This is a genomic window from Natronorubrum thiooxidans (assembly GCF_900156475.1).
Classification (GTDB): Archaea; Halobacteriota; Halobacteria; order Halobacteriales; family Natrialbaceae; genus Natronorubrum; species Natronorubrum thiooxidans.
The window spans coordinates 173,800-189,113 of the sequence record NZ_FTNR01000009.1 but is presented as its reverse complement, the minus strand read 5'-3'; the positions used below and the strand labels follow the sequence as shown (position 1 = coordinate 189,113).

The following is a 15,314-nucleotide window of genomic DNA, read 5'->3' as shown; positions in this document are numbered from 1 at the left end:
CGAGAGCGTCGCGGAGGTCGTCGAGGGTGGCGGCATCAAGCGTGGACATACCCTATAATCACACTCTAGCCTAAAGAATATTCAGCCGACAGTATAAGCAGCCGGGCCTGCACCGCCGTTTCGACGGTGCGCTCCATCGGGGCGTCCTCGAGGACGACGAACGGGTCGCTGCCGCCGAGTTCGAGGACGGTCTTTTTCAGTTCGCTGCCGGCGGTTTCGGCGACTGCCCGGCCCGCACCGTCGCTGCCGGTGAGGGTCACGCCAGCGAGGCGGTCGTCTTCGATCACGTCGTCGACCTCGTCGGAGCCGATCAGCAGCGCTTGGAACGTCCCCTCCGGGAACCCCGCCTCGTGGAAGACGTCCTCGATCGCCCGGGCGCAGCCGGGGACGTTTGAGGCGTGTTTCAACAGGCCGACGTTGCCCGCAGCGAGGTTTGGGGCGGCAAAACGAAACACCTGCCAGAACGGGAAGTTCCAGGGCATGATCGCGAGGACCGGTCCCAGCGGCTGGTAGGCGATCAGCGTCCGGGCGTCCGGATCGCTCGCGACGACCTCATCCTGGAGAAACTCGGCGGCGTGTTCGGCGTAGTACTCACAGACCCACGCACACTTTTCGACCTCGGCGTGGGCCTGCCCGATCGGTTTCCCCATTTCGCGGCTCATCAGTTCGGCGTACTCGTCGCGTCCCTCCCGAAGGACGTCTGCCGCGGCTGACAGGAGCCGCTGGCGGCGTTCGACCGATGTCTCGCGCCACTCCTCAAAGGTCTCGCTCGCCAGTTCGATCCGTTCGTCTCGTTCGGCTGCAGATTCGGCGTCGAACGTGTCGACGACGGCTCCGGTCGCCGGATTCGTGCTTTCGATCGTCACGAAGCGACCGTCCACGACGAGGGGCTTGAAACCGCGGGGCACGCGTGGTGTGCAAATATTGCACGAACACGAGTGAAGTAACAAGGATTATCTTTTGCGACGGAGAAGGTTTCTGCAGTACCCGGAGACAGTCGTCGCGATCGGAGCGGCTGTCAGCAGAGGGTTATCGTGGCCCTCGCGGGCGAGATATCTACCGCAGTACTATGACAACACCCGAATCGACACCGAAGCCGGAAGAGGAGAGTGCCGTCGAAACAGCCCGTCGCCAACTCGAGCGAGCAGCCGCTCATCTCGACGTCGACGCGGGGATCGTCGAACGACTGCGACATCCGACGAGCGTCTACCGTGTGACGATCCCACTCGAGCGCGATGACGGAAGCCGGGAGATGTTCACGGGGTATCGCGCCCACCACGACAGCGTTCGTGGCCCGTACAAAGGCGGTCTGCGCTATCACCCTGGCGTGAGCGAAGAGGAGTGTGTCGGGCTCTCGATGTGGATGACCTGGAAGTGCGCCGTGATGGACCTCCCCTTCGGCGGCGCGAAAGGCGGCGTCGTCGTCGATCCGAAAGACCTCAGCGAGGACGAAACCGAGCGGCTCACTCGCCGGTTCGCGGAGGAGTTGCGCCCCGTGATCGGCCCGATGAAAGATATTCCAGCACCGGACATGGGAACCGGCCCGCAGGAAATGGCGTGGTTCATGGACGCCTACTCGATGCAACAGGGCGAGACCGAGCCTGGCGTCGTCACCGGCAAGCCGCCGGTCATCGGCGGCTCCTACGGTCGGGAACGAGCACCCGGTCGAAGCGTCGGCATCATCGCTCGAGAGGCGATCGACTACTACGACTGGGACATCGAGGATACCACCGTCGCCGTCCAGGGGTTCGGCAGCGTCGGGGCCAACGCCGCACGCTATCTCGACGATCTCGGCGCGTCGATCGTCGCCGTCTCGGACATCGACGGCGCGATCTACGATCCCGACGGGCTCGACACGACCGACGTCGAAGACCACGACGAGACGCCAGGCATGGTCTCGGGTTACGACGCCCCCGAAACGCTGTCGAACGACGAACTGCTCGAACTCGACGTCGATATCCTCATTCCGGCCGCGATCGGCAACGTCCTGACCGCCGAGAACGCACACGATGTCAGTGCCGATCTGATTATCGAAGGCGCGAACGGACCAACGACCTCGACGGCTGACCAAATCTTCGAAGAGCGGGGCGTGCCCGTCATCCCCGACATCGTCGCCAACGCCGGCGGTGTGACCGTGAGCTACTTCGAGTGGCTCCAGGACATCAACCGTCGCAAGTGGAGCCTCGAGCGCGTCCACGAGGAACTCGAAGACGAGATGCTCCAGGCCTGGAACGCCATTCGAGAGGAGTACGACGCTCGTGACGTCACCTGGCGCGATGCGACCTATATCGTCGCGCTCTCGCGGATCGCCGATGCTCACGACGTGCGTGGGCTCTGGCCGTAGTCTCGAGGGAGACTGTCGACTCGCGTTTTTACAGGTTCATCCCCCACACCCCTCGTTCAGACTGAAACGACAGTGTGAACCCCCCGTCGTCCAGAACAGGTATTCGACATCGGTTGGCCCGGTACTGTCGACGAGTGAACCGTCAGGAAAACGAGGACAGATCGACGTCACGGTTGCTCGCTGCATGCCCCGTCTCCGTGAGGTGGTCGTACGCCGGAAGCTCCTCGAGTGAATCGTCCCGTCGGACTGCCTTGATGATGTGTTTCGGGTCAGTCACGAGACGATGCAGGAGGTAACTCCCCTGCGAGCGGCCGCCACCGGTCTTTTCTGACTCGATAACGCCCAGAAACGCCTGCTCTTTGAGCTGGCGATAGAGACCGTTTTCGGTGATCGGATCGGTGGTGACCATGTTACAGATGTCGACGTAGCGCTCGTAGATTTCCCGTGTCTTGTGGGTCTCGCGGTCGCCGGTGATGATCCGACTCGCCAGCGCATAGAGGGCGAGCTTCGCGTGGACGGTCGCCCCGCTGGTGAGTTCCTCGATGCGGTTGATCTCGGCGACCTCTTGGGCCTGCTGGATGTGGCCCTCCGAGACGGTCTCCGAGCCGGTGCGTCGGGCGAGTTCGCCGGCTTCTTTGAGAATCTCGATCGCTTTGCGGGCGTCACCGTGTTTCTTGGCGGCAAGCGCTGCACAGAGTTCGATCGTGCCGTCCTCTAAGACGTCGGGCTGGAACGCGTCCTCGCGATTTCGCATGATCTCCCGGAGCTGGGAGGCGTCGTACGGATGAAAGAACAGCTCTCGGTGCCCAAAGCTGCTGTCGATGCGTTCGTCAAGCGTCTCTCGATATTTGACCTTGTTACTGATGCCGATCACGCCAATATAGGCGTCCGTCTTCTGGGCTTCACGGGCCCGCGAGAGTTGCATCAGGATGTTGCTGTTGTCCAGTTTATCGATCTCGTCTAAAATGACGACGATCGCGTCGAAGCAGTCCTCGAGGATTCGCCAGATGTGCTGGTAGTACTCCATCGTCCCGACGCCCCGGAGCGGAATGTTCTCCTGATAGCCCGTCTGGTCTTTCAAACTGAGCGCCAACTGACGCGTCGCGCGGGTTTCCGTGTTCGCTTCAGAGCAGTCGATATAGAGGACGCCACAGTCGATCTCGTTGTCTCGAGCCGCCGTCTGTGCTCGCGTGGCGACGTGTCGGGAGATGAGACTCTTTCCGGTGCCGGTCTTGCCGTAGATCATCACGTTATTCGGCGGATCGCCACGCGTGATCGCGCCGACCTCCGCGGCGACGGACTGGATCTCGTCGTCCCGTCCAACGATCCGGTCTTCGTCGGGAACGTGACCGACGTGGAGGAGTTCCTTCCGATCGAAGATCGGATCGTGAGATTGGAAAAGCGGGTCCCCTGCCTGTTCAGCCATGTCTCCGTTCTTGGAGACACACATAATAAAACTATGGAAGGTAGTTCAGACTGATAACAGTCCGGGAGACGTTTTCAGACGGTGTGTTTCGGCCGTCTTCACGTTGATACAGAATCCCCCGGATGCAGACTGTACTGGGCGTTCCTCGAGGAGTATGCGGTCGAGGTCACTGGTGATTCGATGGGGTCCCTATCGGATCGTTCCACACGACCCCCACACCCCTCGTTCAGAGTGAAAGGGGGGTTCGAGAGGGTCCCGGCAGTTGTGGTGACCGTCTCGAGGACGTGAACGACGCCGTTGAGCGGTCCAAATGGAGCTATGATAAATGCCATCATGGATAGATACCAGGAATATATGTGTCTATCAAAAGAGTTAATCGTACTATACTAGCTAGACGTGTTTCTAGAAAGAAGAAGAAAGAGATAGAAGCTGTGTTGTCGTCAGCCAATCCACTAATCCAGTCCAACTGACTGTTCGCACTCACTCATTCTCTCTCTCAATCCCGTCCAACTGATTATCCGCGCTCGCTCATTGTTCTCGAGTCACTGCACGTCTGTTTGACTCACATGTCACGATGCCCCTATCCCGCTCCACACCCCCACCCCTCTGTGAGCGCCTTTCACTCTGAACGAGGGGTGTGGGGGTCCGGCACTCAGCTCTCGGTACGACCCCCACGAAAATCGATGCTCCGGCGTCCGACGGGCTCCACGACGATTATTTCACTCTGAACGACGGGTCTCTCCTCGTCAAATTAGTGCCTCCCCACGGGACCAAATCAAACGCCTGGTGCCTACCCACGAGATTGAATCGAACAGCCTTTCACTCTGAACGAGGGGTGTCTGGCATCCAAACGCGTTTCATCGACCGATGGTGGGCATATTTCTTTGCGTGTGGAATACAGACACACCGTATGGGACGGAGAAGTGTCATGTTCACGCCGGGGGATCGACCTGAAATGCTGCGCAAGTCGCCCACTGCGGGGGCAGATGTGATCGTCTTCGATCTCGAGGACGCGGTCGCTCCCGGGCGCAAAGCCGATGCACGCGAAACGGTTCGAGCGGTCCTCGCCGATCCGGCGTTCGATCCGGACTGTGAGGTCTGTGTCCGCGTTAACGCGACCGAGTCGGCTGTGACGGCAGACCTCGAGGCGCTGTTTCAGACTGCCGAGCATGACGAGCTACGGTTCGATAGCGTAATGCTGCCGAAAGTCGACTCGCCCGGAGATATCGAGGGGCTCGTAGACGAACTCGCGAGGTATGACGTCTCACTCCCCGTGTTCGCGCTGCTCGAGAGTGCGGCAGGGGTACTCGCTGCACCGGCGATTGCTGCCGTTCCGGCGACTGATGCACTCGTCTTCGGTGCAGAAGATCTCTCGGCGGACCTCGGCGCAACCCGCACTGCCGAGGGAACCGAAGTCCTCTACGCGCGTGAACGCATCGTCCTCGCTGCTGGCGCACACGACTGTACGGCGATCGACACGCTTGTTACTGATTTCGGTGACGACGCCCAGCTACGCAAAGATTCCGCGTTTTCGGTCCAACTGGGTTACGACGGCAAACTGGCGATCCATCCGACACAGGTCGAGCCAATCAATGAGGCGTTTACGCCGACGGACGAGGACCGCGAGTGGGCTCGCACCGTCCTCGAGGCCAAACGGAGCGCGGACGCCGAGGAACGGGGTGTCTTCGAAGTCGACGGTGAGATGATCGATGCGCCGTTGATTGCACAGGCCGAGCGAATCCGCTCACGGGCTGTTGCAGCGGAGCAATGGCCTGCGAATCGTCAGTGAACGATTTCAGTTCGAGTCGTCGCTGGAATTGGTAGCCGAGTAACAGTAACAGCGGAACCGATGGACACACCCATCGCAGGGCTGGCGTGGATGGGTGTGCAGTGACGGTCAGCGACACCGATACCGCTCTCGGCTGAATTCTGGCCAACGATCGGGTAAAATATAATTACATCCGGATACCTTATATTGAATATTATGCACTATGAATAGCATTCGTCACGTTTATTTTGGTTTCCTTGGAAGGGACACTCAATGTCAGGCGAAGCAAACCCGTTCGAAAGTCTCCAGTCTCAGATCGACGAGGCTGCTGTCCATCTCGAGATCGGCGACGACGTGATCGAGCGGCTCAAACACCCGGAACGGGTCCTCGAAACCAACCTTACGATCGAGCGTGACGACGGTGACCTCGAGCGATTCAAGGCGTTCCGGTCGCAGTTCAACGGGGATCGCGGCCCGTATAAAGGCGGTATTCGCTACCACCCACAGGTTTCCCGTGACGAAGTGAAGGCGCTGTCGGGCTGGATGGTCTATAAGTGTGCCACGGTCGGCATTCCGTACGGTGGCGGTAAAGGCGGGATCATCATCAATCCCGACGAGTACTCCGAGTCCGAACTCGAGCGTGTCACCCGTGCGTTCGCAAAGGAACTGCGCCCGATGATCGGCGTGGACCGCGACATTCCCGCACCCGACGTGAACACGGGCCAGCGGGAGATGAACTGGATCAAAGACACCTACGAGACCTTAGAGAACACCACCGAGCCGGGTGTCATCACCGGTAAAAACATCGCCAGCGGTGGCAGTGAGGGCCGCGTCGAGGCAACCGGCCGATCGACGGTGCTCGCCGCCCGCGAGGCGTTCGACTATCTCGACAAAGACCTTGAGGGGGCAACCGTCGCCGTGCAGGGCTACGGGAACGCCGGCTGGATCGCTGCCAAACTGATCGACGAGATGGGCGCGACGGTCGTCGCGGCCAGTGACTCGAGTGGTGGCATCTACAACCCTGACGGGTTCGATCCGGTCGCGGCCAAAGACCACAAAAACGAGACCGGCAGCATCGTCGGCTACGAAGAGGCAACAGAGGAAGTGACCAACGAGGATATCCTGACGATGGACGTCGATCTGCTGATTCCCGCTGCTCTCGAGAACGCGATCGACGCCGAACTCGCCGAAGACGTCACGGCCGACGTCATCTCCGAGGCCGCAAACGGGCCGCTGACCCCCGATGCCGATGCGATCCTCGCGGAGAAAGACGTCTTTGTGATTCCGGACATCCTCGCTAACGCCGGCGGCGTGACCGTGAGCTACTTCGAGTGGGTCCAGAACCGCCAGCGCTTCACTTGGACCGAAAAGCGAGTCAACGAGGAACTCGAGGCGCTCATCGTCGATGCCTTCGACGCCCTCGTCGAGACGCTCGAGACACACGACATCGACAACCCACGGACCGCGGCGTACGTGGTGGCGATCGGCCGAGTCGCCAACGCCTTCGAGGAAGCCGGCTCGTTCCCCTGATACGCTGGTGACTCACCGCCGACCGGTATCGATTCGCAGCGCCGTCTCCGCGTGTCGATATCATCGCTGAGTGATAATATACTCGAGAACTCGACATCTTTTTCCCCGGCCCTTGCTTGTTGGCGGGTAGAGTGAATGGTAGGGAGACGACTTGCTCGATATCGGGATCGAGTCCGTCGAAAACTCCTCGCTGCGTTCCGTGAGGATCGGACGCCACGGCAGGTCGCTATGAGCTTTGCGATTGGAATCTTTATTACTGCACTTCCGACCGGTGGTGTCGGTGTCGGTCTGTTTTTCGTGTTCATCTCGCTGTGGTCGTGGATCAGTAAGCCAGCTATCTTCGCCGCCGTCGTGGTCCTCAATCCCGTCGTCAAACCGGCGGTCTATCTCGCGAGTTTTCAGGTCGGTGCGCTCTTGCTGGGAACGAACCCGGTTCGCTCACACGATGTGACGATGACCGAGTCTGCGCGGATTGGGATCCAACAACTGCTGTTGGGCAACGCCATTCTCGCTGTCGGACTCTCTGCTGTCGGATATGTTATCGTTTTGTACCTGACGCAACTGTATCGCCAGCGGTCCAATCGCAACCACGAGTTTTCTCTTGAATCGGATATTCGCGGTCTCTTTCGGCGCTAAGCGCTCGGTGGTGTTCGAAGAGCGTGTGATAGTGACACACGTTTTGACGACCCAACACACCCTCGCAGAAACAACAAACATTTATAAAACCAGTACCGACCACATCGGAAATGAAACGCAGAATGGTGCTCGGTGGACTCGGCGGGCTCGGCCTCACGGCCCTTTCGGGCTGTTTGGGTGCCGTCGGCATGGCCGAACACGAATCGTCACCTGCCGGTGTCGATGCGAGCGTCCGGTCGGAGACGGGCTACGACCAGACCGGTATCGAACCGATCGTCGTCGAAGAAGACGTCGGTGTCAGCTCGCTCTCGGAGACGGTCGTCGTTACGAACGCGCTGACCGAACACGAGAAGGCGATCGACATAGAGCCACTCGGTCGCCATCGCAGCGCCGTTTTCATGGTGTTGACGACCCCCCAGATCGGCGTGGCTGGCCGGAACTTCAATCCCGTCGAAGAGATGGACGCCGACGAACTCGTCGACCTCGTCGAGGACAGCTACGACGACATCTCAAATATCACCCGCGAGGAAGACGCAGAGATCACGATCCTCGAGCAAACGACGACTCGATCGCGGTTCAGCGCCGATGCGACGTTCAGCGGCCACCCCCTCGAGGTCGATCTCCACGTTAGCGAGGCCGTCGAGGCGGGCGATGATTTGCTCGTGACGATCGGGGTCTACCCTCAGCGAGTCCGCAGTATGGAAGAAGACAACATCATCGACCTGATGGAGGGCGTCACCACGGACATCGATGCGGACGACGCCGACTCGAGTGCCGAAGACGACGAGGACACCAGCGACGGAGGCGATACCGAAGACGGTGAGGGCGGCGACGGAGCCGAGACGGACGACGGTGACGACAGCGATGGCGACGACGGTGACGGTAGCGATGACAGCGATGGTGACGATGGCCTGCTCAGCGGCCTCGAGTAGCTACCAGCCCCGGTTCTCGTCGCGATCATCGCTTTCTTCGTCCGTGTCGTCCCACCGACTCGAGTCGCTATTCCACGGATCGTCCTCGTCGTCCCACGAATCGTTTTCATCATCCCACGAGTCGTCCGTGGTACTTGTGTCGTCCCAGGAGTCACCGTCGCCAGTGCCATCATCGTGGTCCGACAGGTTGCCGCCGTCGGATCGCACCGCTGCTCGCTGCTCGGGAATGAGGTCCAGCTCGCCGTTCGTATCGCCCAACAACAACAGCGCGTAGTACTGGAAGTAAGTCGCGATCGGCGTCCAGACGAGCGAGATGAACAGTAGAATGCTCACGACTGCCAGCAGGCCGACGGGGATCGCCAGAAACAGGCCGATCTCCCCGGCGAGCACCAACAGGACGATGACGATTCCGAACGGGATCAGCAGTGCCAGAACACCGAATGCGATGACGAACCAGGCGGCGATCGCGACCGCGATCGAAAGGACCCACACCAGCACGAGGTAGACGACGTACTCCGTCCAATTGGCCGTCACCGTCGGCCAGAACCGACGCCAGGCGCTGAGCACGCCGCGGTCTTCCTGTAACATGATCGGGACGACGAACGCGCTGGTAAAGCGCTGGATAAGCGAGTAGACGAGGAACACGCCGAGTCCATACAGAATATACAACGCGATCAGCCCGGCCGAAATATCGCCGAAATCACCCAGCACGAAGACGAGTGCAGCGGGTGCACTCGCTACGGCTCCGGCGATGAGTATCACCCCCAGTTGAAAGACGACCAGCCGGAGCCCGTTACCGAGGTTCGCCGAAAAATACCGTCGGATATGAACCTCACTCGAGCGGAGCGATTCAATAAAGACGAACTCCATGACCGCGCCGATGACCGTATACAGCAACCAGAACACCAGCGCGAGGCCCCCAATAATGAGCAGCCCAAGTACGAGTTCTTCAACCGGGATCTCGTCTTCGAGTTCCGCCGTGTCGTCGATCGTCGGCTCGTCGGCGAACGTCCCGACGTCACCGCCCGGCACCGTCGGGCCACCCAGACCGAGTGAACTCACGAAGAAGACGACGATCGCGAGCTTGACCCACAGCCCGACCTGGATCGGTGTCAAGAGGGTTCGCGTCGTCTCGAGTGCGTCACTCAGGTTGTCGATCGCGTCCATACGTGCTCGAATATTCCGTTGCACTGCTGATAATAATACTGCTCTCGAACCCAGTCGACCACTGGTGGGTTGGGGTGGACGGCCCGTCCGGCCGATCCCACGAAGCACAGTCGGTAGTCTCGCTGCCGATACGTCTCGGTGGCGACAGTTCGGGACGCATTTAACCCTCAAGCACCCACATCCGACGTATGGATATCCGCCGGCTCGCACGAGGGACCGTCGAATGGGACCGCCTCGAGCGTGTTATGCAGACGCTGGCGGATCGGTACGACCGCGACTGTGTCCGTGTGGAGTTTCTCGCGGCCGACAACTGGCTATCGACGCCCTGTGTCATCGACGAGAAGTGGTTCGTCAAGGTCGTCTCGAGACAGAACGCGCTCGTCCACGCCGTGTTGACAACCGGGCGCAACGTCGGCGCGGTGTCGGCGGGCACCGGCGGCTTTTTTGGTCGGTTCGACACACCACGGGGGATGGTCGAACACGAGTACGAGGCGACCGAGCGAATGCGCGAGATCGGGATCAACGCGCCACGCCCAATCGACGCCTTCGAGGTCAACGGACTGGGTGTGCTCGTCCTCGAGTATCTGCCCGAGTTTCGAACGCTCGACGACGCCCCTGACTGGTTCGTCGCCGAGCGGGCGACGGAGCTATTCGAGATGCTGGCGACGTTGCGCGATCACGGCATGGCTCACGGCGATCTGCGGGCCGAAAATATCCTGCTGTGTGACGACGAATTTTACTTCATCGACGCGACCAACGTCCACGACGACCGCGTCGCCGAAACCACCGCCTACGACCTCGCCTGTGCGTTGGCCGTCCTCGAGCCACGGATCAGTGGGCCCGACGCCGTCAGCGCAGCCGCGGACGTCTACACCGCCGACGAACTGCTCGCGGCGCGACGGTTCCTTGATTTCGTCCGACTGCGCCCCGACCACGAGTTCGATGCGACCGGGTTACGAACCGAACTCGAGCGGGCGGCCGGCGTCGGCCAGGCGTGACGGCGTTGTTGTGTTCCGTGTGAATCACCAGCAGGGTTTTCACGATACTCGTCCTGGAATCTGGTATGAGCCAGCACACGACAGCACAGCCCTCTGGCCACTACATCGGCGGCGAGTGGACCGACGGGAGCGGCTCTGAAACCTTTGCGAGCGAGAACCCAGCAACTGGTGAGACGCTTTCGACGTTCCAGCGCGGAACCGAGGACGACGTCGACGCGGCCCTCGAGGCTGCCGAGAACGCCTTCGAAAAGTGGCGTTCGCTGTCATACATCGATCGGGCGGAGTACCTCTGGGAGATCTACCACGAACTGCGAGATCGCCACGAGGAACTGGGCGAGATCGTCAGCAAGGAGTGTGGCAAAGAGATTTCTGAGGGGAAAGCAGACGTCACCGAGGCCTGGCACATGGTCGAGTGGGCCGCGGGCAACGCCCGCCACCCTCACGGCGATGTCGTTCCCTCCGAAGTCGCGGGGAAAGACGCATACATGCGCCGGAAGCCCCGGGGCGTGATCGGCTGTATCACACCCTGGAACTTCCCGGTCGCGATCCCGTTCTGGCATATGGCGATCGCCCTGGTCGAGGGTAACACCGTCGTCTGGAAGCCCGCGGAGCAAACCTCGTGGTGTGGCCAGATCATCGCCGAGATGTTCGAAGACGCCGGGATTCCCGACGGCGTCTTCAACCTGGTCCAGGGCTACGGCGATGCCGGCGCGGCGATTACCGACGACGGCCGCGTCGACACCGTTTTGTTTACCGGCTCCGCCGAGGTCGGCCACGAAATCGCGGGCACGGTCGGTGGCGAACCCGGCAAACTCGCCGCCTGCGAAATGGGTGGTAAAAACGGGATCATCGTTACGGAGGAAGCCGATCTCGACATCGCCGTCCACTCGGCGATCATGTCCAGTTTCAAGACGACTGGCCAGCGCTGTGTCTCCTCCGAGCGCCTGATCGTCCACACCGACGTCTACGACGCGTTCAAAGAGCGGTTTGTCGACCTCGCTGAAGACATCGCTGTCGGCGACCCGCTCGAGGAGTCGACGTTCATGGGGCCGGCGATCGAGGCCGACCACGTCAAAAAGATTCGCAGCCACAACGAGCTGGCCGTCGAGGAGGGTGCCGAGGTACTGGTCGACCGCTTCGAACTCGAGGCCGACGAAATTCCCGAGGGTCACGCCGAGGGTCACTGGGTCGGCCCCTTCGTCTACGAGATCGAGTACGACACCGACCTGCGCTGTCTGAAAGAGGAGTGTTTCGGCCCTCACGTTGCGTTGCTCGAGTACGACGGCGACATCGACCGCGCCCTCGAGATCCACAACGACACGCCATACGGCCTCGCGGGCGCGATCGTCTCGGAGGACTACCGCCAGCTCAACGCCTTCCGTGATCGAGCAGAGATCGGACTGGCGTATGCGAACCTCCCGTGTATCGGCGCGGAGGTGCAGTTGCCCTTCGGCGGCGTGAAGAAATCCGGCAACGGCTATCCGAGTGCGCGTGAAGCGATCGAAGCCGTCACGGAACGGACGGCGTGGACGATGAACAACTCGGAAGAGATCGAGATGGCACAGGGTCTCTCGGCGGATATCACGACCAACGAGGACTGACGATCAGCAAGGCTGATTCCCTCGAGTCTCCGGACTCGAATGCCGGTCAGTCGCGACAGCGAATTGGCGTCCGATACGGTTTCGATTTCGAACTGTCACGACCAGTGACAGCCGACCCTCGGTGACGAACGAATCGCTTATCCGATGGTTCATGGAAGGGGCCATATACATGAAAGCAGTCGTCCTTGCCGCGGGCCAGGGCACACGTATTCGACCACTCTCTGACTCGGTCCCGAAACCGATGCTGCCGGTCGCAGACCGGCCGCTCGTTGCCCACACCATCGACGCGGCGATCGACGCCGGTGCGGACGAAGTCGTCCTCGTGATCGGCTACGAGGCCGACACCGTCCGCGACTACTTCGGCGCGGAGTACCGCGGCGTCCCCGTTTCGTATGCCGTCCAGACCGAGCAAGCCGGGACGGCAGACGCCGTCAACGCCGCTCGAGACCATATCGAAGGCCCCTTTGCCGTCTTGAACGGTGACAACCTCTACGATCCGGCAGCGATCGACCAGTTGTTCGAGCAGTGTCCCGCCGTCTGTGCGATCGAAGTCGCAGATCCGCGCAACTACGGCGTGCTCAGTACCGACGGCAGCTCGGTCACCGGCATCGTCGAGAAGCCGGCCGAGCCGCCGACGAACCTCGCCAACGCTGGTGCGTACGCTTTCCCCGCAAAAGCGCGCCAGTGGCTCGAGGTCCCCGCGAGCGAGCGCGGTGAACACGAGATTACCGACGTCGTCGCGACCGTGATCGACGAGTTCGACGTCACCCCCGTCACGCTCGAGCGCTGGCTCGACGTCGGCCGCCCCTGGGAACTCCTCGAGGCCAACGAGTGGAAAATAAGCGACCTCGAGGGCCGGATCGACGGCGACGTCAGCGACGACGCGACGCTCGAGGGAGCTGTCGTCGTCGAGGACGGCGCGACGGTAAAAGCCGGTGTCGTCATCGAAGGGCCAGCGCTGATTCGCTCCGGCGCGACCGTCGGGCCGAACGCCTACATTCGTGGGGCGACGCTCGTCGACGAGGGGGCAAAGATCGGCCACAGCGCCGAGGTGAAAAACAGCGTGCTCTCTCCGGGCGCGTCGGTCAGCCACCTCTCTTACGTCGGCGACAGTGTCCTCGGCCGGGACGTCAACCTCGGCGCGGGAACCAACGTCGCGAATCTGCGCCACGACGATGCGGACATCAAGTTCACCGTGAAAGGCGAGCGCGTCTCGACGGGCCGGCGGAAGTTCGGCGTCGTCGCCGGCGACGAGGTCAAGACGGGGATTAACTCGAGTCTGACGCCCGGTCTCAAACTCAGTACGGGCGCGACGACACAGCCCGGCGAGACCGTCGACCGGGATCGGTAGCACAGGTCGACCCTGCGACAGCCCGGTCGGCGTGAAGGGCTCTATCCACCCGACTCGAGGCGAGACGCCGTTCGGAGACCGGCACCGGCTTGCGCCCAGTGCGGTGACACCGCTCACTTGATGGTGAAGGTGTGCTCACGACTTGCATCACAGCTGGGACAGACGTGGCGGTACACGATCTGGCGGCCGTCCGTCCGACTGTCCCAGTTTCCGTCCTCGTCGACGTACCCACAGTCCGGACACTTCTTGTCAGTCGTTTCGTATCGTCGCCGGATTCGTTCGAACATTGTTGGCATACCACATACTACTATCGCACGAACAAAAAGCAAATTGGTCTCCCGTACACGTCGGCCCACCGTCACGTGAGAACACAAAACATTTCCTGCGGCTTGCCCCTTCTCTCGAGAGGAACACATGCCGTCGCTTCTCACCGACCAACGGAGCCGGATCCTCGCCGCGCTCATCCTCGTTGTCCTCCTTGCCGGCTGTCTGGTCTGGGCGGGGACGACACCCGATCCGCTCGAGAGCCAGTACCCGGACGAAACCGAGGTGACGCCAGCGCCGGAGGCGTACGTCGGCGAACAGGTCGTCCTCGGCGGGTTCGTCGTCGACACTGACCCCGTCGTGATCGCGACGCGCGCCAGCGGCTACGGCCGGTTCACGCTCGTGGACGCGGACGACCGCCTCCAGAACGCCGATGGGCCGTTAGCAGTGGACGATCGGGTAACCGCGTTCGGCACCCTCGAGGACGAGTCGACGCTCGTCGTCGAGCGCACGACGACCCGAGAGACGTCCGAAACGGCGTATATGTACGTCATCTCGGCGATCGGTGGGCTCTGGGTCGCAGGCCGGTTCATCCGGGGATGGCGCTTCGACTGGTCGACACTCGCGTTCGTCCCGCGTGAGCAGGAGCCGGTGGAAACTCACTCGAGCAACGCGACCGACGACAGCGGCGGTGAGCAGCGTGCCTGATGTGCTTACACACGTCCTCGTCGGTTACGTCATCGGGATGCTGCTCTCAGTTCGACACGAGGGGGTTCGTCCGGCACACGTCACCCTGGTGATGATCGGCGCGTTGTCGCCGGATTTCGCCAAGATCCAGTTGTTCGTGCCAGACGGACTCGTCGCCGCGGTTCTCAGCGTGTCGTTTTCGTGGTCGCCGCTGCACACCCTGACTGGAACCGTCCTTGTCGTCTGCCTCGGTGCACTTCTGGCCGCTCCCGGGTGCCGGAGACTGGTAATCGCGCTGCTGGTGATCGGCGCGCTGTCACACCACGCGCTCGATCTGTTGCTCATGACGCCGACAGGGGAGGCCTACGGCGTGTTCTGGCCGATCACTGAGTACCGGCTGCCAGCGGGTGGGCTCTACTTGAGCAGCGATCGCTGGCCGGCGCTCGTGTCCGGTCTCGCTGCGATCGGTGCCTGGGCGCTCGCCCGACGCTACCGTCCGGCAGAAATGGACTCGCACGCACTCGAGTGACGCCGTCCGCCCACCGGCGGCTGTCAGTGGCCGTCTTCCACGCACAATCGCGGTCGTTATTCCTCGTCCCCACATTGTGCT

Annotated in this window: 13 protein-coding genes and 1 pseudogene; 10 read left to right on the top strand and 4 right to left on the bottom strand. The window is 61.5% G+C overall.

The window, feature by feature from the left end:
- Positions 1-95: 95 nt before the first annotated feature.
- Positions 96-866, bottom strand: a pseudogene (locus tag BW940_RS13525) (aldehyde dehydrogenase family protein); the annotation flags it as partial.
- A 203-nt stretch (positions 867-1,069) separates the two neighbouring features.
- On the opposite strand from BW940_RS13525, the gene gdhB reads away from it, so the two are divergent.
- Positions 1,070-2,344, top strand: coding sequence for a glutamate dehydrogenase GdhB (gdhB, locus tag BW940_RS13520; protein ID WP_076609745.1), 1,275 nt, complete (start codon positions 1,070-1,072; stop codon positions 2,342-2,344).
- A 142-nt stretch (positions 2,345-2,486) separates the two neighbouring features.
- Here gdhB and BW940_RS13515 read toward each other — a convergent pair whose 3' ends face one another.
- Complete coding sequence (locus tag BW940_RS13515; RefSeq protein WP_076609744.1) at positions 2,487-3,770, bottom strand: Cdc6/Cdc18 family protein; 1,284 nt, start codon at positions 3,768-3,770, stop codon at positions 2,487-2,489.
- A gap of 910 nt (positions 3,771-4,680) precedes the next feature.
- Between BW940_RS13515 and BW940_RS13510 the strand changes: the two genes are divergently transcribed.
- The 4 genes from BW940_RS13510 (at position 4,681) to BW940_RS13495 (ending at position 8,636) form a co-directional block, all read left to right on the top strand.
- Positions 4,681-5,559 carry an HpcH/HpaI aldolase/citrate lyase family protein gene (locus BW940_RS13510; RefSeq protein WP_076609743.1) on the top strand — a complete coding sequence of 293 codons (879 nt, stop codon included), beginning with the start codon at positions 4,681-4,683 and terminating at the stop codon, positions 5,557-5,559.
- A 252-nt stretch (positions 5,560-5,811) separates the two neighbouring features.
- Positions 5,812-7,068 (top strand): Glu/Leu/Phe/Val family dehydrogenase, encoded by a 1,257-nt coding sequence (locus BW940_RS13505; protein ID WP_076609742.1) that lies wholly within the window; start codon positions 5,812-5,814, stop codon positions 7,066-7,068.
- Between the two features lie 135 nt (positions 7,069-7,203).
- Positions 7,204-7,704, top strand: a complete 501-nt coding sequence (locus BW940_RS13500; RefSeq protein ID WP_076609741.1) for a DUF2062 domain-containing protein — start codon at positions 7,204-7,206, stop codon at positions 7,702-7,704.
- 110 nt (positions 7,705-7,814) lie between these two features.
- Positions 7,815-8,636 carry a DUF6517 family protein gene (locus tag BW940_RS13495; RefSeq protein WP_076609740.1) on the top strand — a complete coding sequence of 274 codons (822 nt, stop codon included), beginning with the start codon at positions 7,815-7,817 and terminating at the stop codon, positions 8,634-8,636.
- Here the strand turns inward: BW940_RS13495 and BW940_RS13490 are convergent, their stop codons facing one another.
- Positions 8,637-9,803, bottom strand: a complete 1,167-nt coding sequence (locus tag BW940_RS13490) for a DUF7544 domain-containing protein (RefSeq protein ID WP_076609739.1) — start codon at positions 9,801-9,803, stop codon at positions 8,637-8,639.
- Between the two features lie 188 nt (positions 9,804-9,991).
- Between BW940_RS13490 and BW940_RS13485 the strand changes: the two genes are divergently transcribed.
- From BW940_RS13485 to glmU, 3 genes are all read left to right on the top strand, one after another.
- On the top strand, positions 9,992-10,801 hold the full coding sequence (locus BW940_RS13485; protein ID WP_076609738.1) for an RIO1 family regulatory kinase/ATPase domain-containing protein: 810 nt from the start codon (positions 9,992-9,994) through the stop codon (positions 10,799-10,801).
- Between the two features lie 65 nt (positions 10,802-10,866).
- Positions 10,867-12,402: an aldehyde dehydrogenase family protein gene (locus BW940_RS13480; protein ID WP_076609737.1), complete on the top strand. Its 1,536-nt coding sequence runs from the start codon at positions 10,867-10,869 to the stop codon at positions 12,400-12,402.
- 169 nt (positions 12,403-12,571) lie between these two features.
- On the top strand, positions 12,572-13,753 hold the full coding sequence (gene glmU, locus BW940_RS13475; protein WP_076609736.1) for a bifunctional sugar-1-phosphate nucleotidylyltransferase/acetyltransferase: 1,182 nt from the start codon (positions 12,572-12,574) through the stop codon (positions 13,751-13,753).
- Positions 13,754-13,866: 113 nt separating this feature from the next.
- Here glmU and BW940_RS13470 read toward each other — a convergent pair whose 3' ends face one another.
- Positions 13,867-14,040 carry an HVO_0649 family zinc finger protein gene (locus tag BW940_RS13470; RefSeq protein ID WP_235847806.1) on the bottom strand — a complete coding sequence of 58 codons (174 nt, stop codon included), beginning with the start codon at positions 14,038-14,040 and terminating at the stop codon, positions 13,867-13,869.
- 127 nt (positions 14,041-14,167) lie between these two features.
- On the opposite strand from BW940_RS13470, the gene BW940_RS13465 reads away from it, so the two are divergent.
- On the top strand, positions 14,168-14,725 hold the full coding sequence (locus BW940_RS13465; RefSeq protein ID WP_076609734.1) for a hypothetical protein: 558 nt from the start codon (positions 14,168-14,170) through the stop codon (positions 14,723-14,725).
- Positions 14,718-15,233, top strand: coding sequence for a metal-dependent hydrolase (locus tag BW940_RS13460; protein WP_076609733.1), 516 nt, complete (start codon positions 14,718-14,720; stop codon positions 15,231-15,233). Before BW940_RS13465 ends, BW940_RS13460 begins: the two co-directional genes overlap by 8 nt.
- Positions 15,234-15,314 lie beyond the last annotated feature (81 nt).